Annotated in this window: 18 protein-coding genes and 1 pseudogene; 5 read left to right on the forward strand and 14 right to left on the reverse strand. The window is 71.7% G+C overall.

The window, feature by feature from the left end; translation table 11 throughout:
* Positions 1 to 869: 869 nt before the first annotated feature.
* Positions 870 to 1,064: a hypothetical protein gene (locus TU30_RS14045; RefSeq protein ID WP_042169397.1), complete on the reverse strand. Its 195-nt coding sequence runs from the start codon at positions 1,062 to 1,064 to the stop codon at positions 870 to 872.
* Between the two features lie 130 nt (positions 1,065 to 1,194).
* Positions 1,195 to 2,148 carry an ROK family protein gene (locus TU30_RS14050; RefSeq protein WP_042169399.1) on the reverse strand — a complete coding sequence of 318 codons (954 nt, stop codon included), beginning with the start codon at positions 2,146 to 2,148 and terminating at the stop codon, positions 1,195 to 1,197.
* A gap of 238 nt (positions 2,149 to 2,386) precedes the next feature.
* On the opposite strand from TU30_RS14050, the gene TU30_RS14055 reads away from it, so the two are divergent.
* Positions 2,387 to 3,436, forward strand: a complete 1,050-nt coding sequence (locus TU30_RS14055; protein ID WP_042169401.1) for a LacI family DNA-binding transcriptional regulator — start codon at positions 2,387 to 2,389, stop codon at positions 3,434 to 3,436.
* A gap of 137 nt (positions 3,437 to 3,573) precedes the next feature.
* Here TU30_RS14055 and TU30_RS14060 read toward each other — a convergent pair whose 3' ends face one another.
* The 4 genes from TU30_RS14060 to TU30_RS14075 all read right to left on the reverse strand — a co-directional run bounded on the left by TU30_RS14060 (position 3,574) and on the right by TU30_RS14075 (position 7,944).
* Positions 3,574 to 4,878, reverse strand: a complete 1,305-nt coding sequence (locus tag TU30_RS14060; RefSeq protein ID WP_042169403.1) for an aldolase/citrate lyase family protein — start codon at positions 4,876 to 4,878, stop codon at positions 3,574 to 3,576.
* Positions 4,879 to 5,534: 656 nt separating this feature from the next.
* Positions 5,535 to 6,497 (reverse strand): electron transfer flavoprotein subunit alpha/FixB family protein, encoded by a 963-nt coding sequence (locus tag TU30_RS14065; protein ID WP_042169409.1) that lies wholly within the window; start codon positions 6,495 to 6,497, stop codon positions 5,535 to 5,537.
* A gap of 61 nt (positions 6,498 to 6,558) precedes the next feature.
* Complete coding sequence (locus tag TU30_RS14070) at positions 6,559 to 7,347, reverse strand: electron transfer flavoprotein subunit beta/FixA family protein (protein ID WP_042169412.1); 789 nt, start codon at positions 7,345 to 7,347, stop codon at positions 6,559 to 6,561.
* Between the two features lie 270 nt (positions 7,348 to 7,617).
* A complete protein-coding gene (locus tag TU30_RS14075) occupies positions 7,618 to 7,944 on the reverse strand; it encodes a thioredoxin family protein (RefSeq protein WP_042169419.1) in 327 nt (108 codons plus the stop codon).
* A gap of 498 nt (positions 7,945 to 8,442) precedes the next feature.
* Between TU30_RS14075 and TU30_RS14080 the strand changes: the two genes are divergently transcribed.
* Positions 8,443 to 9,171, forward strand: coding sequence for a 1-acyl-sn-glycerol-3-phosphate acyltransferase (locus TU30_RS14080; protein WP_042169422.1), 729 nt, complete (start codon positions 8,443 to 8,445; stop codon positions 9,169 to 9,171).
* Positions 9,172 to 9,215: 44 nt separating this feature from the next.
* Here the strand turns inward: TU30_RS14080 and TU30_RS37215 are convergent.
* The 6 genes and pseudogenes from TU30_RS37215 to TU30_RS14105 form a co-directional block, all read right to left on the reverse strand.
* A pseudogene (locus TU30_RS37215) lies at positions 9,216 to 9,753 on the reverse strand (transglutaminase family protein); the annotation flags it as partial.
* 166 nt (positions 9,754 to 9,919) lie between these two features.
* The gene (locus tag TU30_RS36000) at positions 9,920 to 10,108 is read right to left on the reverse strand and encodes a hypothetical protein (protein ID WP_158719315.1); all 189 of its coding nucleotides are present in this window, start codon (positions 10,106 to 10,108) and stop codon (positions 9,920 to 9,922) included.
* Positions 10,109 to 10,779: 671 nt separating this feature from the next.
* Positions 10,780 to 10,986, reverse strand: coding sequence for a hypothetical protein (locus TU30_RS14090; protein ID WP_042169427.1), 207 nt, complete (start codon positions 10,984 to 10,986; stop codon positions 10,780 to 10,782).
* A 548-nt stretch (positions 10,987 to 11,534) separates the two neighbouring features.
* Complete coding sequence (locus TU30_RS14095) at positions 11,535 to 12,605, reverse strand: low specificity L-threonine aldolase (RefSeq protein WP_042169430.1); 1,071 nt, start codon at positions 12,603 to 12,605, stop codon at positions 11,535 to 11,537.
* Entirely contained in the window at positions 12,602 to 13,348 is a 747-nt protein-coding gene (locus tag TU30_RS14100) for an SDR family NAD(P)-dependent oxidoreductase (protein WP_042169433.1), read from the reverse strand. Before TU30_RS14100 ends, TU30_RS14095 begins: the two co-directional genes overlap by 4 nt.
* A gap of 38 nt (positions 13,349 to 13,386) precedes the next feature.
* A complete protein-coding gene (locus tag TU30_RS14105; RefSeq protein WP_042169441.1) occupies positions 13,387 to 14,784 on the reverse strand; it encodes a DUF6421 family protein in 1,398 nt (465 codons plus the stop codon).
* Between the two features lie 252 nt (positions 14,785 to 15,036).
* Here TU30_RS14105 and TU30_RS14110 point away from each other — a divergent pair, with 252 nt between their 5' ends.
* Positions 15,037 to 15,720, forward strand: a complete 684-nt coding sequence (locus tag TU30_RS14110) for a glycerophosphodiester phosphodiesterase family protein (protein ID WP_042169444.1) — start codon at positions 15,037 to 15,039, stop codon at positions 15,718 to 15,720.
* Between the two features lie 94 nt (positions 15,721 to 15,814).
* Here TU30_RS14110 and TU30_RS14115 read toward each other — a convergent pair whose 3' ends face one another.
* Positions 15,815 to 16,357, reverse strand: coding sequence for a GNAT family N-acetyltransferase (locus TU30_RS14115; protein ID WP_042169447.1), 543 nt, complete (start codon positions 16,355 to 16,357; stop codon positions 15,815 to 15,817).
* A 71-nt stretch (positions 16,358 to 16,428) separates the two neighbouring features.
* Between TU30_RS14115 and TU30_RS14120 the strand changes: the two genes are divergently transcribed.
* The gene (locus tag TU30_RS14120) at positions 16,429 to 16,830 is read left to right on the forward strand and encodes a VOC family protein (RefSeq protein ID WP_042169450.1); all 402 of its coding nucleotides are present in this window, start codon (positions 16,429 to 16,431) and stop codon (positions 16,828 to 16,830) included.
* Positions 16,831 to 16,867: 37 nt separating this feature from the next.
* On the opposite strand, the gene TU30_RS14125 is transcribed toward TU30_RS14120, so the two are convergent.
* A complete protein-coding gene (locus tag TU30_RS14125; protein ID WP_078878284.1) occupies positions 16,868 to 17,524 on the reverse strand; it encodes a MarR family transcriptional regulator in 657 nt (218 codons plus the stop codon).
* 252 nt (positions 17,525 to 17,776) lie between these two features.
* On the opposite strand from TU30_RS14125, the gene TU30_RS14130 reads away from it, so the two are divergent.
* Positions 17,777 to 18,346 carry a DUF5134 domain-containing protein gene (locus TU30_RS14130; protein WP_042169452.1) on the forward strand — a complete coding sequence of 190 codons (570 nt, stop codon included), beginning with the start codon at positions 17,777 to 17,779 and terminating at the stop codon, positions 18,344 to 18,346.
* Positions 18,347 to 18,396: the final 50 nt, after the last annotated feature.

Below are 18,396 nucleotides of genomic sequence, written 5' to 3' on the forward strand. Positions count from 1 at the left end.
GCAGCGTGCTGCTCACCTGTGTTACCGCTCGCTGTGGTGGGCCGAACAACGGCTTCGGCGATCGTATGTCTGCTCGTATGCGCACGACGGCGGCGGCACCCGTGGCGTGTGAAAGCCGTCCGCTGGCCTCCTGCCAGCCCTAGCTAGGGAGCGCCGCAGTTGGTAGACACACTCCTCGGTCAGCAGCAGGCCGGCCAGGCCGCGCGGGAAGGGACGGCGGAAGAGCAGCGGGAGCCGCTGTTGTTGGATCAGTGCTGGCATCCGGCCGGTAGACGCCCCGTGTTCGGCGGCGGCGTCGGCGAAAGCGGTCAGGGTGGCCCGGTCGGGGACGGCGTCGGCGTCGTAGACCAGGACTCGGCAGTCAGAGCAGCCCGTGTGGCCCTCCCCAGCCGCGCCCTAGTGTTAGCCCTCTCGCTGCGGGAGTCCTTCGGGCTCGCGCCCTGGAAGCCATGAGCGTCGGAACGCCGGTTATCGCCTTGTTGGGTGTAGCCCGGCGGGCCCGAGTCCCCTCGGCGGCGATAGCTCACGGCGCCCCTGGTTGACCGAACGGTCCCGGATCTGGAGCTCTATCGCAGCCGTCTCCCATCCGTCCCCCATGGGAGACGGATGGGAGAAAGATCTTCCCAATCAAGGCTAGCTAAGGCTAGGTTTCGGAGCGAATAGAAGCAGGCAGGACGCCGACCTGGCCTTATGTCGACACAGCCGTTGATCCAGACGATCACGGTTCCCCCTCTTCTGTTGGCCCCCTGTGGCTTGCCCGCTCCACCCTGCCACGGAAACCAGCGCGAGTTGAGAACGCACACCGACGGCGCCGGTGCCCCTCGGGGAAGGAGGCGCCGGCGCCGTGGGCGGTTCTGCCGTGCGGCCCGTCAGGCCTTGGTCTCCCGGTCGACGTCGGCCGTGGCGGCGAGGGCGTCGTCGGTGACGGCGTGATCGAGGGTGCTGAGTGCGTCACCGGCGGGAAGGCTGTCGAGTCCCTCACCGAGCGCGTGCGACGGGGTGACCGCCGCGACGACGAACCCGGTGGCGAGGGAGGCGATGGCGAGCATGCTGCGCTTCTTCATGCCGGGTTCAACGGCGGAAGCCGCCCCAAGGTCACGCACGGACCCACGGGAACGTACGGACACCCACGGCGGTACGGACTCGTACGGCACGGCGTGAACGTTCCTGCGGGCGTCCGTGTCCCGGCCTCGGTCAGACGCCTGCCGCCGCCGGGTCCGTCCGCCGGGTCAGGGCCGCCGCCGCGGCGCCCACCAGCCCGGCGTCGGTGCCCATCCGCGCCGGCGTCACCACGAGACGCCGGACGAACGACAGCGTCGCGTACTCGGTCAGGGCCTGGCGCAGGGGGGCGAAGAGGACCTCACCCGCCTTGCCCACTCCCCCGCCGACCACGGCGATGTCGATCTCGACGAGCGTCGCGGTGGCCGCGATTCCGGCGGCCAGCGCCCGCGCGGCCCGCGCGAACGACGCCACGGCCACCGGGTCGCCCGCGCGGGCCGCGGTGGCCACCGCGGCGGCGGAGGTGTCGCCGTCCGGTCCGGGGAGCCAGCCGTTCGCCAGGGCCCGGCGGGCGATGTTGGGCCCGCTCGCGATGCGTTCCACGCAGCCGCGCGAGCCGCACGGGCACGGGTCGCCGTCGAGATCCACGCTGATGTGGCCGATGTGCCCCGCGTTGCCGGTCGGCCCGGGGTGCAGCCTGCCGCCCAGCACGAGTCCGCCGCCGACCCCGGTCGAGACGACCATGCACAGCGCGTTGTCGTGACCGCGGGCGGCGCCCTGCCAGTGTTCGGCCGCCGTGATCGCCACGCCGTCGCCGATCAGTTCCACGGGCAGTCCGCCGGTGGCGGCCCGGACCCCGGCGACCAGCGGGTAGTCGCGCCATCCGGGCACGTTCACCGGGCTCACCGTGCCCGTGGAGGCGTCCACGGGGCCCGCGCTGCCGATGCCGACGGCTCTCGCATGCTCCCACAGCGGGGACGCGGTGAGCTCGCCCAGCACCACGTCGACCGCCCGCATCACGGTCTCGCCGTCCTTGCGTGCGGGCGTCGGCCGCTGGGCACGGACCAGTATCCGGCCCTGCCCGTCCACCAGCGCACCGGCGATCTTGGTCCCGCCGATGTCGAGCGCTGCCACGAGATCGGTGTGCATCAGTGTCGATTCTCCCCGTCAACCATGAAAAAGGCACCGAAACAGCCCACGTGCGGCCATGAACCGACACGCGGGGGCGAGCCGCACCCCGATGTCGCGACCACTCTCGGGCCGGGGCGTGCGGTGGACAGTGTCCCTGAGCCTGACAACGTTGTCCAGGCTCTATGCTCGACGCCGCATCCCCATACGACCCCAGGGCCCCACGCAGCCCGTGGCCTACAGGACAGGACACCGTACCGTGCCGGAGACGCCCCGCCGCATCCACCGCCTCCCAGGGTCCCGTTACGGCAGCCGCCCGACCATGAAGGACGTGGCGGCCCGTGCCGGCGTCGGTCTGAAGACGGTCTCGCGGGTGGTCAACGGCGAACCCGGGGTCACGCCGGAGACGGAGCGCCGGGTGCAGGAGTCCATCGAGGCGCTCGGTTTCCGCCGGAACGACAGCGCGCGGGTGCTGCGCAAGGGCCGTACCGCCAGTGTGGGCCTGGTCCTGGAGGATCTCGCGGACCCGTTCTACGGTCCGCTGAGCCGGGCGGTCGAGGAGGTCGCCCGCGCGCACGGCGCACTGCTGATCAACGGTTCCAGCGCGGAGGACGCCGACCGCGAGCAGGAACTGGTGCTGGCGCTGTGCGCCCGCCGGGTGGACGGACTGGTGGTGATTCCGGCCGGTGACGACCACCGGTATCTCGAGCCGGAGCTCAGGGCGGGCGTCGCCACGGTCTTCGTGGACCGGCCGGCCGGCCGGATAGACGCCGACGTCGTCGTGTCGGACAACTACGGCGGCGCCCGTGACGGCGTGGCCCATCTGATCGCCCACGGGCACCGCAGAATCGGTTTCATCGGTGACATGCCCGGCATCCACACCGCGTCCGAGCGGCTGCGCGGTTACCGCGCGGCCATGGAGGACGCGGGCATACCGGTGGAGGACGCCTGGATGTCGCTGGGGGTCACCGACCCCGAGCGGGTGCGCCGGGCCACCGAGGAGATGCTGTCCCGCCCCGATCCGGTCACGGCGGTCTTCACGGGCAACAACCGGGTGACGGTCACCGTGATCCGGGTCCTGAGCGAGCGGTCCCGCCCGGTCGCGCTCGTCGGCTTCGACGACATCGAGCTCGCCGATCTGCTCCGGCCGGGGCTCACGGTCGTCGCCCAGGACTCCGCCGCCCTCGGCCGGACGGCGGCCGAGCGCCTCTTCCGCCAGCTGGACGGCACCCTGATCGCCCCCGAGCGGATCGAGCTGCCGACCAGGCTGATCGCTCGCGGCTCGGGCGAGCTGCCCCCGGCGGACTGAGCACCCCGGTCCGCCGGAACCGCGCGGGGCGGCCGCCCTTCAGGGAGGAGCCGCCCGTACGGGCGCCGGTTTCGAAGCGTTACGCACGGCCCGGCGGCCGGAACGTCCCGGCACCGGCACGGCGTCGCCGACACCCCTCACCCGGGCCGTCCCTCCGAGTGTCCCCGGTGCGGGGACGCGAAGCCCTCCAGGCCGGCGCGGGTCAGGCCCGCCGCCCGTGCCACTTCGGCGGGGTCCAGGGCACCGCAGTCCAGGCCGCGCAGCAAGTGACCGGCCAGCGCCCTGGCTGTGGCCGGCTCGTCCATGGCGTCGCCGGGGGTCCGGGCGGCGTACCGGGCGAGCCGGGCGGCGGCCTGTTCGAAGCTCTCGCGGTAGAAGGCGAAAACGGCCGCGTAACGGGTGGGCAGATGTCCGGGATGCATGTCCCAGCCCTGGTAGTAGGCGCGGGCCAGGACCCGGCGGGTGAGGCCGTGGTGCAGCCGCCACGCGGCGTGGACCTGTGGGGTCGGGCCGACGGGCAGGACGTTGGTGGAACCGTCCGACACGCGTACACCGGTGCCCGCGGCGGCGACCTGCATGACGGCCTTGGCGTGATCGGCCGCCGGGTGGTCACTGGCCTGGTGGGCGGCGGAGACCCCGAGGCAGGCGCTGTAGTCGAAGGTGCCGTAGTGCAGCCCGGTGGCCCGGCCCTCGGCGGCCTGGATCATCCGGGCGACGGTGGCGGTGCCGTCGGCGGCGAGGACGGCCTGGCTGGTTTCGATCTGGATCTCGAAGCCGAGCCGGCCGGGTTCCAGCCCGCGCGCCTCCTCGAAGGCGTCGAGGAGCCGCGCCATGGCGGTGACCTGCTCGGCGTACGTGACCTTGGGCAGCGTCAGTACCAGCCCGTCGGGCAGTGGGCCCGCCTCGGCCAGGCCGGTGAGGAAGATGTCGAGGGTACGGATGCCCCGGTCACGCACCGCGGCCTCCATGCACTTCATCCGGATGCCCATGTACGGGGCCGCCGCGCCGTCCCGGTACGCCTCGGCGATCAGGCGCGCGGTGCGGGCGGCGGTCTCGTCCTCCTCGGGGTCGGGGCGGTTGCCGTACCCGTCCTCGAAGTCGACGCGCAGGTCCTCCACGGGTTCGCGCTCCAGCTTGGCGCGGACGCGCCCGTACACGTCCCCGGCCAGTGCGGGGTCCATCCCGACGGCCGCGGCGAACGAGACGGCGTCCGGAGCGTGTTCGTCGAGAGCGGCCAGGGCCCGATCGCCCCAGGAGCGAAGGGTGCCGGCGGTGAAGGCGTCGCCGGGCACGTAGACGGTGTGAACGGGCTGACGGGTGCCGGGGTCTCCGGGGTAGCGGCGCTCCAGCTCGGCGTCGACCGGCGCCAGGGAGGCGCCGATCTCCGCGCCGACGGCGCCCGGGACACTCGTCGCCACCTGCTCCTGCCGGCTCCGGCTCATCGCGCATCCTCCCGGTCCTTGACGCCTCGAGGCACACCTGTCCCATTATTTTCCGCGATGCGGAATCAATAATCCGTTGAATGAAGTTATCGGGCGGCCTTCGCGCCGGTCAACACCGCCTCGCACCCCTCGTGCGTCCCGATCCACTCCGCCATCCCGGCATGTTCACATCCATCTGGCACCGTCCGGCACGGAGCCACGCAGCACCCGGCACCGGACCGGCACGCACCACACCGCGCACCGGCGCACCCCGACACACGTCCGACCCACCGGGACACCGCCGCGCAGCACCAGCGAAGGAGCTCTCCTGCGCCGAACCGCAGCCGCGTCACGCGCCGCCTGGGACCGAAGACCGCGCTCGCCGCCTCCGCCGCCCTTGCGCTCTCCAGTACAGCACTGCCCGCCGAGCCCGCCTCGGCCCGGGAACGGCAGGGCGGGCCGCTGAACATCATGTCGTTCGACCTGCGCTTCGCCAGTACGGCGGAGCCCTGCAGCCGGGCCGTCCAAGGACCCGTGACACGCCGACTGCTGCGCCACGGGCAGCCGCACGTCATCGGCGCCCAGGACTCAGCCGGGGCGCCGCGCCGGGAACGGAACGGGGCGAGGCCCCTGCGACCGCGCCGGACGCGGTCGCAGGGGCCTCGCCCCGGAGAGGATCAGCCCTTGCGGGTCTTGATCTCCTCGGTGAGCTGCGGGACGACGTCGAAGAGGTCGCCGACGACGCCGTAGTCGACGAGGTCGAAGATCGGGGCCTCGGCGTCCTTGTTGACCGCCACGATCGTCTTCGAGGTCTGCATGCCCGCGCGGTGCTGGATCGCGCCGGAGATGCCGGAGGCGACGTACAGCTGCGGCGAGACGCTCTTGCCGGTCTGGCCGACCTGGTTGGTGTGCGGGTACCAGCCGGCGTCGACCGCGGCACGCGAGGCGCCGACGGCCGCGCCGAGGGAGTCGGCGAGCGCCTCGATGACCGCGAAGTTCTCCGCGCCGTTGACACCGCGGCCGCCGGAGACCACGATCGCGGCCTCGGTCAGCTCGGGGCGGCCGGTCGACTCGCGCGGGGTGCGGCCGGTGACCTTGGTGCCGGTCGCCTGCCCGGAGAACGACACGGACAGCGCCTCGACGCTGCCTGCGGCCGGAGCGGCCTCCACGGCGGCCGAGTTCGGCTTGACCGTGATGACCGGAGTGCCCTTGGAGACACGGGACCTGGTGGTGTAGGCGGCGGCGAACACCGACTGCGTGGCCACCGGGCCCTCGTCGCCGGCCTCGAGGTCGACGGCGTCGGTGATGATGCCGGAACCCAGACGCAGCGCCAGGCGGGCCGCGATCTCCTTGCCCTCGGCGGAGGAGGGGACCAGGACGGCGGCCGGGGAGACGGCCTCGTGGGCGGCCTGGAGGGCGTCCACCTTCGGCACGACGAGGTAGTCGGCGTACTCGGCGGCCTCATGCGTGAGGACCTTCGCCGCGCCGTGCTCGGCCAGCGTGGCGGCGGTGTCGGCGGCGCCGTTGCCCAGCGCGACGGCGACCGGCTCGCCGATGCGGCGGGCCAGCGTCAGCAGCTCCAGGGTCGGCTTGCGGACGGCGCCGTCCACGTGGTCGACGTAGACGAGAACTTCAGCCATGGGACTTCTTCTCTCCTGCTTGCGAAGTGTGAGGGGCGGGAAGCGAGTCGAGCCTCTTGGCTCAGATGAACTTCTGGCTCGCGAGGAACTCGGCGAGCTGCTTGCCGCCCTCGCCCTCGTCCTTGACGATCGTGCCCGCGGTGCGGGCCGGGCGCTCGGTCGCGGAGTCGACCACGGTGTAGGCGTTCTCCAGCCCCACCTCGTCCTCGTCGAGGTCGAGGTCGGACAGGTCCCAGGACTGAACCGGCTTCTTCTTCGCCGCCATGATGCCCTTGAAGGACGGGTAACGCGCCTCGCCCGACTGGTCGGTGACCGACACGACCGCCGGCAGCGACGCCTCGAGCTGCTCGGACGCGGTGTCGCCGTCACGACGGCCCGAGACCTTGCCGTCCTCGACCGACACCTCCGACAGCAGCGTCACCTGCGGCACGCCCAGGCGCTCCGCGAGCAGCGCCGGCACGACACCCATGACGCCGTCGGTGGAGGCCATGCCGGAGACGACCAGGTCGTAGCCGGCCTTCTCGATCGCCTTGGCCAGGACCAGGGAGGTGCCGATGGCGTCGGTGCCGTGCAGGTCGTCGTCCTCGACGTGGATCGCCTTGTCCGCGCCCATGGACAGCGCCTTGCGCAGCGCGTCCTTGGCGTCCTCCGGGCCCACCGTCAGGACGGTGATCTCCACGTCGTCGTCGGAGTTCTCCGAGATCTGCAGCGCCTGCTCGACCGCGTACTCGTCCAGCTCGGAGAGCAGACCGTCCACATCGTCGCGGTCGACGGTCAGGTCATCGGCGAAGTGCCGGTCGCCAGTGGCGTCGGGCACGTACTTCACTGTGACAACGATCCTCAAGCTCACGCCGGCTCTCCTACTGCAATCGTCATTTCTGGCTGCCTGCCTTCAGGCAGCATAGGCGCCTCAAACGGCCGTTCCCGATCGGGGCGATCCACGTTTCCGAGCGAAATATTACTCGCCAGTACATCCAGTTCGTTCCCGCTGAGCAAGCGCTTTGAACTGTGACCTTCGCAACGCAGCGTAACCGGAACTCGATCTGCCCGCAGCAGGCGGCGCCCGCGGCTCAGCCCCGAGGGACGCCGGAACGTCCCTGGTGGCGGGCCTTGCCGGCCGTCACACGGCCTCGCCGAGCGCGGCGATCACATCGGCCTTGCGCGGCTGGCCGGTGGCACGCCGGACGACGGCGCCCTCGGCGTCGAGGACGAGCACGGTGGGGGTCCTGAGGATGTCCAGCCGGCGCACGAGATCCAGGTGCGCCTCGGCGTCGATCTCCACATGGGCCACGCCGGGAACCAGGCCGGCCACCTCACCGAGCACCCTCCGGGTCGCCCGGCAGGGCGCGCAGAACGCGCTGGAGAACTGGACGAGGGTGGCGCGTTCACCGAGGTCCGCACCGATCTCCGCCGCCCGCAGCCGCTTGCCGTCGCCCCGCCCGCGCATCCGCACCCTCCCTCTCCGCCACCGCACTCCCAGGACACTCGCCGCCGCGAGCACCGGCACACACCGTCGGTCCGGTCATCGTCCGTCGCAGCACGCACGGGACCGCAGGGATTCCCGCCGCCGTACGAGTTTCCCATGCGGCGTCCCCTTGCGGATGACCGATCCGTGGCCGTCGGCGCGAGAGGGCCCCGCGCCGGGGCCGTGCCGGCGACCGGCTTCGCGGCGGCCCCTCCCCGACGCCGTGTCCGGTTACCACCCGGGGTACCGGACGCCCCCTGCTCCTGCGGAGGATGACGGTGCGCGGGGTAACGGCGACGCAAAAGCCCGAGGTGGATCACAGGAGTGGACGTGACGAGAATCTCGCCGCAGGCAGGCGTCAGGGCTGGTTCACCGGTCGTTCTTGGGGCACCATCGGCGGCAAGCCGTAAACCTACGGCTGCGTAACTTCGACTGGGAGTCCCCCTTCCCAGGCAGAGCAGGAAGGGTTCCACCGCACCCATGGCAGAACTCGTCTACCGTCCCGTGATCGGTTTCGCCCAGACTCTGTTCAAGGCGTGGGACCTCAAGATCGACTGCCGCGGGTCGGAGAACATCCCTCGTACGGGCGGCGCCGTGCTGGTGAGCAACCACATCAGCTACCTGGACTTCGTCTTCAACGGCCTCGCGGCGTTGCCGCAGAAGCGACTGGTGCGCTTCATGGCGAAGGACGCCGTCTTCCGGCACAAGATCTCGGGTCCGCTGATGCGCGGGATGAAGCACATCCCCGTGGACCGCAAGCAGGGGGACGCGGCGTACGCGCACGCGCTCGACTCGCTGCGTTCCGGCGAGATCGTGGGCGTCTTCCCGGAGGCGACGATCTCCCAGTCCTTCACGCTGAAGAGCTTCAAGTCGGGTGCCGCGCGCATGGCGCAGGAGGCGGGGGTACCCCTGATCCCGATGGCGGTGTGGGGCACCCAGCGGCTGTGGACCAAGGGACACCCCCGCAACTTCAAGCGCAGTCACACCCCGATCACCATGCGCGTCGGCGAGGCGGTCGAGGCGTCCAAGGACAAGTACGCGGGCGCGCTCACCCGGCAGTTGCGGGAGCGGGTCCAGGAACTGCTGGAGGCCGCGCAGCGCGCCTACCCGGTGCGGCCCAAGGGCCCGGACGACACCTGGTGGATGCCGGCCCACCTCGGCGGCACGGCACCGACCCCGGAGCAGGTCCGCGCGGCCGAGGCACGCTGAGCCCCGTCGTCGCCGCCGGGGCGTCGTGTTCCGGCGCGGTCCGGCAGTGCGGCGGGAGGCGTCCGCCGCGGGTGCGCGCGGTCCACGGCGGCCTGGAGCGCCTTCCGTACGACGGGACGCGGTGCGGCGTACAGGAGCGGGGGCCGTCTCGTCGGCCACGGGGTCGGGCGTGAGGACGGGCCGGGCGCCGGTTTGCCGCCCCGTGGATCCGGCCGGTGCCAGGCACCGTCGAACCGTACGGCGACCAGACCGTGCAGCGCTCCGAGGTACCGGCAGCACAGCGCGGTCGGGATGCCCTCGGCCCGCAGCAGCGCGGCCGGCGCGTGCGCCTTGGCGCAGCAGATCCCGGTGTGCTTCCTCAGGGCGCCGGACGGCCACCGGCGACACGGGGAGCGCCCGAGCCGTGGGAGTGCGGGGCGGGCCGCGCACGAACGCGAAGACCACCCGCGCACATTCGTACGAGTCGGTGACCCCGGCCGCGAGTCGGCGGGCGGTCTCGCGGACCAGCTCGTGACGGTGATCCATCACCTCGCCGGCGGCGGGACGGGCGGCGAGATCCGGGGTCTCCTGGACGGTCTTGATGCCGCCGTGGTTGACGCCCGGCGCGGCCCCGCACCGCCACCACTGGCATGCGCGCCCGTCCCGACACGGCCTCGTCGAAGCTACCGGGGACGCGTTGAAGGCACCACACGGATCGTGGTGCCTTCAGCGCGCGCTTACGGCAGGCGTGAGGTGTGCCTGACCGGGGTCAGGCGTTGACGAGGAGCCTTCCACCGAGGCCGCTGCACTGGTTCGCACTGCCCGTGGTGGCGCGGAACCCGGGCGGGATGGGCGAGGTGGGGCACACGTACAGGCCGGCACGGGCGAGCTTGTGGTACCAGGAGCCGATACCGCCGCAACCGTACTTGTCATGGCCGGTCACGACGTACCCGGGCACGATCGGAGAACCCGCGCAGGTCCAGATGCCGTCTTTGACGAGCTTGTGGCGCCAGGAACCGATGCCGCCGCAACCGTACTTGTCGTGGGCGCTGATGACGTAACCCGGGCACGATCGGCGAGCCCGAGCAGGTCCAGATCCCGTCGCGGGCGGGTTCCTGGTACCAGGAACCCCTGCCGTTGCAGCCGGTGCGGTTGAGCGAGGTGATGACGTACCCGGGGGGAACCGGATCCCCGCCGCAGGACCACCCGCCTGCCGCGGCCTGCGGGGAAGCGGCTTCGGCGGCGCTCGCCGTGGTGACGGACGTGCCGGTGAGGACGGCCGCGAACATCGCGACCGTTCCGACCATCGCGGCGAACCTGGCCCAAAGGACCGCCGTCGCCGTACGCATCCGCAGCCGTAAGCGACTGTTCACTTCACGCCCATTCCGGACAGGCTCGCGTGCCCGGCCTCGGCGGCCGAGAGCACCTGGCAGTGGAACGGGAGGGACTGTACTGGGCTCCGGTGACCGGCAGTGCTGCTGTGGGAGAACCTGCAACCACGGTTGTCCAAAAACAGACGCCGAGCTGGTCGGTTCCGGCACGGACCACGAGCAGGCGGGCAGAAGTCCCGCCGCCGGAGTGCGCGGGCAGCCCTCGCGCGCCCGGTTGCCGGGGCCCGGTGACCCGGAGTCAGGTGCGGGAGATGTCGCGCTCGTGGACGAGGCGCAGGCCGGGCCGGGCGCGACGGAAGGTGTCGCCCACGCGATCACCGCCTTCGTCGCTCAGGTCCTCACGAGGGAGGAGTGCGGTGAGACCGTCGCCGGTGTCCTGCGCCAGAGGGAAGCCGTCGGCTTCGGCCAGGCCCTCGATGCGCACCCCGCAGCGGCCGGTGCGCACACGGTGCGCATCACATCCGTGCAGTGCGCACCGCCGATGTCGGTGGTGCGCGCACGGTGAGCCTCCACCAACTTGCAATCGCAGGTCGAAGGGCCGGTGTGACAGTCCTCCGGGGTGCCCACGCCGGTCGAGGGCGACAGTCTGCGGAGTAGGCCGTCCGGCAGAGCGGTCGGCTCACCGGTTCCGGCCTGCTGTGGCCGGGTGGCCTTCCACGATCCGGTCTGCTCGGGAGCCAGTCGGCATGGGGCCGGCCCAGAGCCGCCCCAGCCGCCTGGCTGTCCCGTGCAATGGTCGAGGATGGAGGCATGGCATTCGAGTGCGTCCGGTTCCGCGCGCCGCACGGTGATCCGTTCCAGCAGCTCGGGATCCATGCACCGGATCGTGGACGGCCGCCCGGCCCCGACGAGCGGGAACCAGCGAGCCGTCCGGCTCCGTCGGACGATCTGCTCCGCAGACTGCCGCCGGCGACCAGCGCGAGTACCCCGAGACCCGGTCGCCCCGGCCCTTCGGCCTGTGGTCTCAAGTGGGCGGAGGCTCCGTGAGGGCGGCTAGCGGGCCATCTCCTCCTTGAGGGCCGCCACGAACGTGTCCACGTCGTCCTCGGTGGTGTCGAAGGCGCACATCCAGCGGACATCGCCCGCGGTCTCGTCCCAGAAGTAGAAGCGGAAGCGCTTCTGCAGGCGCTCGGTCACGGCGTGCGGCAGGCGGGCGAAGACGGCGTTGGCCTGGACCGGGTGAAGGATCTCCACGCCGTGCACGGCGCGCACGCCCTCGGCCAGGCGCTGGGCCATCTCGTTGGCATGCCGGGCGTTGCGCAGCCACAGGTCCCGCGCGAGCAGGGCCTCCAGCTGCACCGAGACGAAGCGCATCTTGGACGCAAGCTGCATGGACAGCTTGCGCAGATGCCTCATGTGACTGACGGCGTCCTGGTTGAGCACCACGACCGCCTCGCCGAACAGGGCGCCGTTCTTGGTGGCGCCCAGGGAGAGGAGGTCGACGCCGGCCGCGTTGGTGAAGGTGCGCATCGGCACGTCCAGGGTGGCGGCGGCATTGGCCAGCCTCGAGCCGTCGACGTGCACCTTCATGCCGTGGGCGTGCGCGTGCTCGCAGAGGGCGCGCATCTCGTCGGGCGTGTACACCGTGCCCAGTTCGGTGGCCTGGGCGATGGACACCACCTGCGGCATCGCGCGGTGCTCGTCCTCCCAGCCGTACGCCTGCCGGTCGATCAGCTCGGGGGTGAGCTTGCCGTCGGGGGTCGCCACGGTGAGCAGCTTGATTCCTCCGACACGCTCCGGTGCCCCGCCCTCGTCGACGTTGATGTGCGCGCTCTCGGCGCAGATCACGGCGCCCCAGCGGTCGGTGACCGCCTGGAGCGCGACGACGTTGGCACCGGTGCCGTTGAAGACCGGGAAGGCCTCGGCGGTGGGGCCGAAATGGCTGCGGATCACCTGCTGGAGGTTCTCCGTGTACGCGTCCTCGCCGTACGCGACCTGGTGCCCGCCGTTGGCCAGGGCCAGGGCGGCGAGCACCTCCGGGTGGACCCCGGCGTAGTTGTCGCTGGCGAACCCGCGGGCGTCCGGGTCGTGACGGCGGCGCGCGTCGGTCCGGGGTGGGTTCACGGCTTCTCGGTCAGCCACAGACGGTTTCCGTTCAATTCCGCGGCGGGCTTGTCCCAGACGCCGACGATCGCCTCGGCGAGATCCCTGACGTCCGTGAAGCCCGCGAACTTCGCGTTGGGGCGGTCGGCGCGCATCGCGTCGTGCACCAACGCCTTCACCACCAGGATCACAGCCGCCGATGTCGGCCCCTGCTCGCCCCCCGCCTTGCGGAAGTAGTCGCCCATGGCCAGCGTCCACGCCTCGGCGGCGGCCTTGGCCGCGGCGTAGGCGGCGTTGCCCGCGGTGGGCTTGCTGGCACCGGCCGCGCTGATCAGGACGTACCGGCCCCGGTCGCTGCGCTGCAGTCCCTCGTGGAAGGCGAGGGAGGTGTGCAGCACGGTGCGGACCAGGAGCAGCTCCAGCAGGTCCCAGTCGTCCACCCTGGTCTTGGTGAAGGTCTCGCTGCCGCGCCAGCCGCCGACGAGATGGACCAGGCCGTCGACGCGGCCGAACTCCTTCTCGGTACGCGCGGCCCACTCGCGGGTGGAATCCAGGTCGAGCAGGTCGACCGTGTCACCGGTGACCGTGGCGCCCCCGTGCGCGTAGCGCGCCGCGTCCACGGCCTCCGCCAGCCGCTCCGGATCGTTGTCGGAGCCGACGACGACCGCCCCCGCCTCGGCCAGCCTGAGCAGCGCCGCCCGTCCCGCGGGTCCCCCCGCGCCGGCCACAGCGATCACCGCACCGTCGAGCGCCCCGTTCCCCATGGTCATCGCCTCCTGCACAGTGGTGTGAACGAGATCGCTCACGCGGCGATCCGCTCGGCGCCGTCCGACGTGATACCCCGGGTCGAGGCGATCACGTTCTTCAGTTTCTTGGACAGTGCCTCATAGAACATGCTCAGCGGAAACTCGTCCGGAAGCACGTCATCGACGAGTTTCCGCGGCGGCTGGGTCAGGTCCAGGGCGTCGGGACCCTTGGCCCACTTGGACCCCGGGTGCGGGGAGAGGTAGCGGGAGACCAGCTCGTACCCGGCGAACCAGTGGACGAGCTTGGGGCGGTCGATGCCGTCGCGGTACAGCGTCTCGATCTCGGCGCACAGCTGGTTGGTGACCCGCGGGGCGCGGTCCCAGTCGATGGTGAGCTTGTTGTCGGTCCAGCGGACGACGTCGTGCTTGTGCAGGTAGGCGAAGAGCAGCTGGCCGCCGAGGCCGTCGTAGTTGCGGACCCGCTCGCCGGTGACCGGGAAGCGGAACATGCGGTCGAACAGCACCGCGACCTGGACGTCACGCGCTTGCGGGACGCCGTCGCCGGCGAGCTCGACGGCCTCCCTGAAGGCGGTGAGGTCGCAGCGCAGCTCCTCCAGGCCGTACATCCAGAACGGCTGGCGCTGCTTGATCATGAACGGGTCGAAGGGCAGGTCGCCGTGGCTGTGGGTGCGGTCGTGCACCATGTCCCACAGGACGAACGCCTCTTCGCAGCGCTTCTGGTCGTGCACCAGCGCGGCGACGTCCTCGGGCAGCTCGAGGCCCAGGAGGTCGACGGCGGCGGCGGACACCCGGCGGAAGCGGGCGGCCTCGCGGTCGCAGAAGATGCCGCCCCAGGTGAACCGCTCGGGGGCCTCGCGCACGGCGATGGTCTCGGGGAAGAGCACCGCCGAGTTGGTGTCGTAACCCGCGGTGAAGTCCTCGAACGAGATGCCGCAGAACAGCGGGTTGTCGTAGCGGGTGCGCTCCAGTTCGGCCAGCCAGTCCGGCCACACCATGCGCAGCACGACCGCCTCGAGGTTGCGGTCGGGGTTGCCGTTCTGCGTGTACATCGGGAAGACGACCAGGTGCTGGAGGCCGTCCTCACGGTGCGCGGCGGGGTGGAAGGCCAGCAGCGAGTCCAGGAAGTCGGGCACCTCGAAGCCGCCTTCGGCCCAGCGGGCCAGGTCTTTCACCAGGGCCTCGTGGTAGGCGCGGTCGTGCGGGAGCAGCGGGGACAGCTCGCCGAGGGCGTCGGTCACCCGGCGCACCTCCGCCTCGGCCTCGGCGCGGGCCGGGGCGTCCTCGGCGTCGAGGTCGATCGACCCGTCCTTCGCCTGCCAGGGCCTGATCCGTTCCACGGCATCCTTGAGCACGGGCCACGCCGGGTGCTCGACCACCCTGGCCGTCGAAGGAACGTGCCCCTCCGTACCCACCTGCGCAAGAATTTCCGTCATATCCCATCCTCCAGCGAAGAAACTGCGTGGAGCGACCGTATACATACGAGGTTTCCCCCAGCAAGGGACACTCCCGTAAATTATCCTGCGCCACCCCGGCCGCCACCGCATTTTTTCCTGCCCACCACGTGGTTGGGTGACACTCCTCGGCTTCGATGTTCAGCATCTGGACGGGGCGGGCACAGGCGATACGGTCCAGGAGGGCCGCAGGGACGCGGCCCCGCGTCTCCGTCGACGGAAGCGAGTCGCATCTTGAACTTCCTCACCATCGGCCACCGCGGAGTCATGGGTGTCGAGCCCGAGAACACCCTCCGGTCCTTCGTCGCCGCCCAGGAGGCCGGCCTCGACGTGATCGAACTCGATCTGCATCTGAGCAAGGACGGCGCGCTCGTCGTCATGCACGACACGGACCTGGACCGCACGACGGACGGCACGGGTCCGGTCGCCGACCGGACCGTCGCCGAACTGCGCGCCCTGGACGCCGGGCGCGGCGAGCACGTCCCCGTCTTCGAGGAAGTGCTGGACACCGTCCACGCGCCGCTGCAGGCCGAGATCAAGGACGTGCAGGCGGCCAGGGCGCTGGCCGAGGTGATGAACCGGCGGGATCTGGCGGGCCGGATCGAGGTGTCCTCGTTCCACGACGACGCGATCGCCGAGATCGCTCGCCTGGTGCCCGGCGTACGCACTGCGCTCGTCGCGAGCCGTTACGGCACGGACGTCGTGGAGCGGGCCGCCGGCGCCGGCGCGTCGACCCTCTGCCTGAACATCCGCCGCCTCACCCTGGAGATCGTCGAGCAGGCCCGCAAGGCCGACCTGAGGATCATCGGCTGGGTGGTGAACACCCAGGACCAGCTCAGACTGGTCCGGGCCCTCGGGCTCGACGGCGCGACCACCGACTACCCGGAGATCAAGCGCACCGGCCGCTTCACCGCGTGACGGCCCGGACGCCCCGCCTCAATCGGGACCGTCCCGTGCCGGTCGGGCCGGCACGGAACGGCAGGGGTGGAGTTCGGGACGGCTCCTCCGACGGTCAGGGCAGTTCCTTGACCAGCAGCTCGAACCGCAGGTCGGCCCGGAGCGGAATGCCGAACCGCTCGTCGCCGTACGGGAAGGGACTCGTCCTGCCCGTACGGCGGTAACCACGCCGTTCGTACCAGGCGATCAGGTCCTCGCGCGCCGTGATCACGGTCATGTGCATCTCGCGCGCGCCCCAGGTGTCCCGCACCTGCCGCTCGGCGTGAGCGACGATCGTTCTGCCGAGCCCGGCACCCTGGAGCCCGGGGCTGACCGCGAACATCCCGAAGTAGGCGTGCCCCCCGCGGTGCTCGAGCTGGCAGCAGGCGACGATCCGGCCCTCGCGTTCCACCGTCAGCAGCCGGCTGTCCGGCGACTTGACGACCTCCCGTACGCCCTCCGCGTCGGTCCGCTGCCCCTGGAGGATGTCGGCCTCGGTGGTCCACCCGGCCCGGCTGGAATCACCCCGGTACGCCGACTCGATCAGCGCGACGAGGTCGTCCACGTCTGCGTCGGTGGCGTCACGGAAGACGAGTGCGCTCTCGGTGACGGATTCCATGGGGCACTTCTCCGCTTCGCCGTTCGGGTTTCTCCGGGTACGAGGTTATCCCGGCCGCTACGCTCGACCGCATGGTGCATGTACTGGGCAGCCGGATCCTCCTCCGCCCCACCGATCCCGAACGCTCCCGCGTCTTCTACGGCGAGCAGCTGGGCCTCGCGGTGTACCGCGAGTTCGCCACCGGCCCGGAGCGCGGCACGGTCTACTTCCTCGGCGGCGGCTTCCTGGAGCTGTCCGGCCGCTCCGACCCCGCCACGGACGCGGCGGATCCGGCGACGAGGCTGTGGCTCCAGGTCGCGGACGTGGCGGCCGCCCACGGGGAACTGAGGGACAAGGGCGTCGAGATCGTCCGGCCACCGGTGAAGGAACCGTGGGGCCTGATCGAGATGTGGATCGCCGATCCGGACGGCACACCGATCGTCCTCGTGGAGATCCCGGCCGATCATCCGCTGCGGTACCGGCCGGGGATCTGAGACGGTCTGCGTCACTCCGGAGGCCTTGCCGGCTTCGTCACGCCCGCGGGGCGCCCAGGCGTCCTTCCAGCCGGCTCAGCAGCGTCCCGAGCAGCGAGGCCAGCTCGGCGAGCGCCGGTCCCTCCAGGCCGGACAGCACGGCACTCTCGTAGGCGAGCTGCGCGGGCACGACGCCGTCGATCGTGTCCCGCCCGGCGTCGGTCAGGCGGACTCGGGCCACTCTGCGGTCACGGGGGTCGCCGCGGCGCTCCACCAGGCCGTGCGCGCCGAGCCGCTTGAGGCGCTTGGTGACGGCGGCACCCGGGGAGAAGGTCTCGCACGCCAGTTCACCCGGGGTGAGTTCGCGCCCCGTGCGGCGCAGCGCGCCGAGCAGGTCGAACTCGGGGCGGGTCGGTCCGGCCCGGCCGAGCGGGGCGTCCTCGGCCTGCTGGAGCAGGGCGGCGCAGCGGTTGATGCGTCCGATGGCCTCCATGGGCCCGGTGTCGAGGCCGGGGTGCACGGCCCGCCACTGCCGGGCCACCTCGGCCACGGTGTCCCGGCCGGCCGCCGGTGTGCCCTCACCGGCGGGGACTCCCGCACCGCCCTCCGGGAGCCCCTCGTCCGCCGGAGGTCCTCCGTCGGCCCGGTGGACCTCCTCGGCGGGGCGCCCTGCGTCGGCCGGGGGGGGCGTTCGGTAGCCGTCATGGCCGTGCATCCTCCGTGTCGTCGCCCGGGTCCTGGCCGGTGCCGGTCCCCGCCTTCGCGGCGCCACCCGGACTCCACTGCTCATGGCGTACAACGCCACCAGTTCTTTTACCAGTAAAATATCTGCGTGCCCTGCGGTGCCCCCCGAATGCTCCTCGTGTACCTCCGTGCGCTCGCGTGCACGCCTTCGAGCGCGGGCATGCCTTGACCGACTGTGGAGGGGTCCTCCCATGCGTCGGGGACGGCCCCAGGGGAGGTTCGCGTGCACGGACCGGCGGCGTCCGGCTGGCTGCTGGTCGCGCTCTGCGCGGCGACCGGTGCCTACTGCCTGCTGCGAATGCGCAGCAGCGTCGAGGAGCAGCGCCGTAGCGCGGGCGGCGAAGCACTGATGGGCTTTGGCATGGCGGCGATGGCCGTACCCGCAGCGGTCTTCACACCGCCCTCGTGGGCGTGGCCCGCCTACGCGGTGGTGTTCGGCGCGGCAGGGCTGCGCTTCCTGTGGGCGACGCGCGGGGACGCCCGCCATCTGCACCATCCGCTGGGCGCCGCGGCCATGGTCTACATGGCGGTGGCGATGGCCCTCTCCCCCGGACCGGGGCAGGGGCACGCGCACGGGAGCGCGGGCCTCCCTCTGCTGACCGGCCTCCTGCTGCTCTACTTCACCGGATACGTGCTGGTCACGGGCGTACGACTGGTGCCGGTGACCGCCGTGGCGGGAAGTCCGCCACCAGGGACGGCCGGGGCCCCGGGCTGGGGTGACCGGCCGGAGCTGGCGCGGGTGTGCCGACTGTCCATGGGCATCGCGACGGTGGCGATGCTGGTGACGATGTGAGGCGGGTGACGGCCGGCCTGCGAGGGGCGGGACGTTGCCTGCGTCACTTT

Origin of the sequence: Streptomyces sp. NBRC 110035, from assembly GCF_000829695.1 — a bacterium.
GTDB lineage: Bacteria > Actinomycetota > Actinomycetes > Streptomycetales > Streptomycetaceae > Streptomyces.

Bases quoted from the DNA above. Each gene is read 5' to 3' on its own strand.
- TU30_RS14045 (WP_042169397.1), bottom strand. From the start codon at position 1,064: ATGAAGAAGCGCAGCATGCTCGCCATCGCCTCCCTCGCCACCGGGTTC.
- TU30_RS14050 (WP_042169399.1), bottom strand. From the start codon at position 2,148: ATGCACACCGATCTCGTGGCAGCGCTCGACATCGGCGGGACCAAGATC.
- TU30_RS14060 (WP_042169403.1), bottom strand. From the start codon at position 4,878: ATGAGCCGGAGCCGGCAGGAGCAGGTGGCGACGAGTGTCCCGGGCGCC.
- TU30_RS14065 (WP_042169409.1), bottom strand. From the start codon at position 6,497: ATGGCTGAAGTTCTCGTCTACGTCGACCACGTGGACGGCGCCGTCCGC.
- TU30_RS14075 (WP_042169419.1), bottom strand. From the start codon at position 7,944: ATGCGCGGGCGGGGCGACGGCAAGCGGCTGCGGGCGGCGGAGATCGGT.
- TU30_RS14080 (WP_042169422.1), top strand. From the start codon at position 8,443: ATGGCAGAACTCGTCTACCGTCCCGTGATCGGTTTCGCCCAGACTCTG.
- TU30_RS14100 (WP_042169433.1), bottom strand. From the start codon at position 13,348: ATGGGGAACGGGGCGCTCGACGGTGCGGTGATCGCTGTGGCCGGCGCG.
- TU30_RS14105 (WP_042169441.1), bottom strand. From the start codon at position 14,784: ATGACGGAAATTCTTGCGCAGGTGGGTACGGAGGGGCACGTTCCTTCG.
- TU30_RS14115 (WP_042169447.1), bottom strand. From the start codon at position 16,357: ATGGAATCCGTCACCGAGAGCGCACTCGTCTTCCGTGACGCCACCGAC.
- TU30_RS14120 (WP_042169450.1), top strand. From the start codon at position 16,429: ATGGTGCATGTACTGGGCAGCCGGATCCTCCTCCGCCCCACCGATCCC.
- TU30_RS14125 (WP_078878284.1), bottom strand. From the start codon at position 17,524: ATGCACGGCCATGACGGCTACCGAACGCCCCCCCCGGCCGACGCAGGG.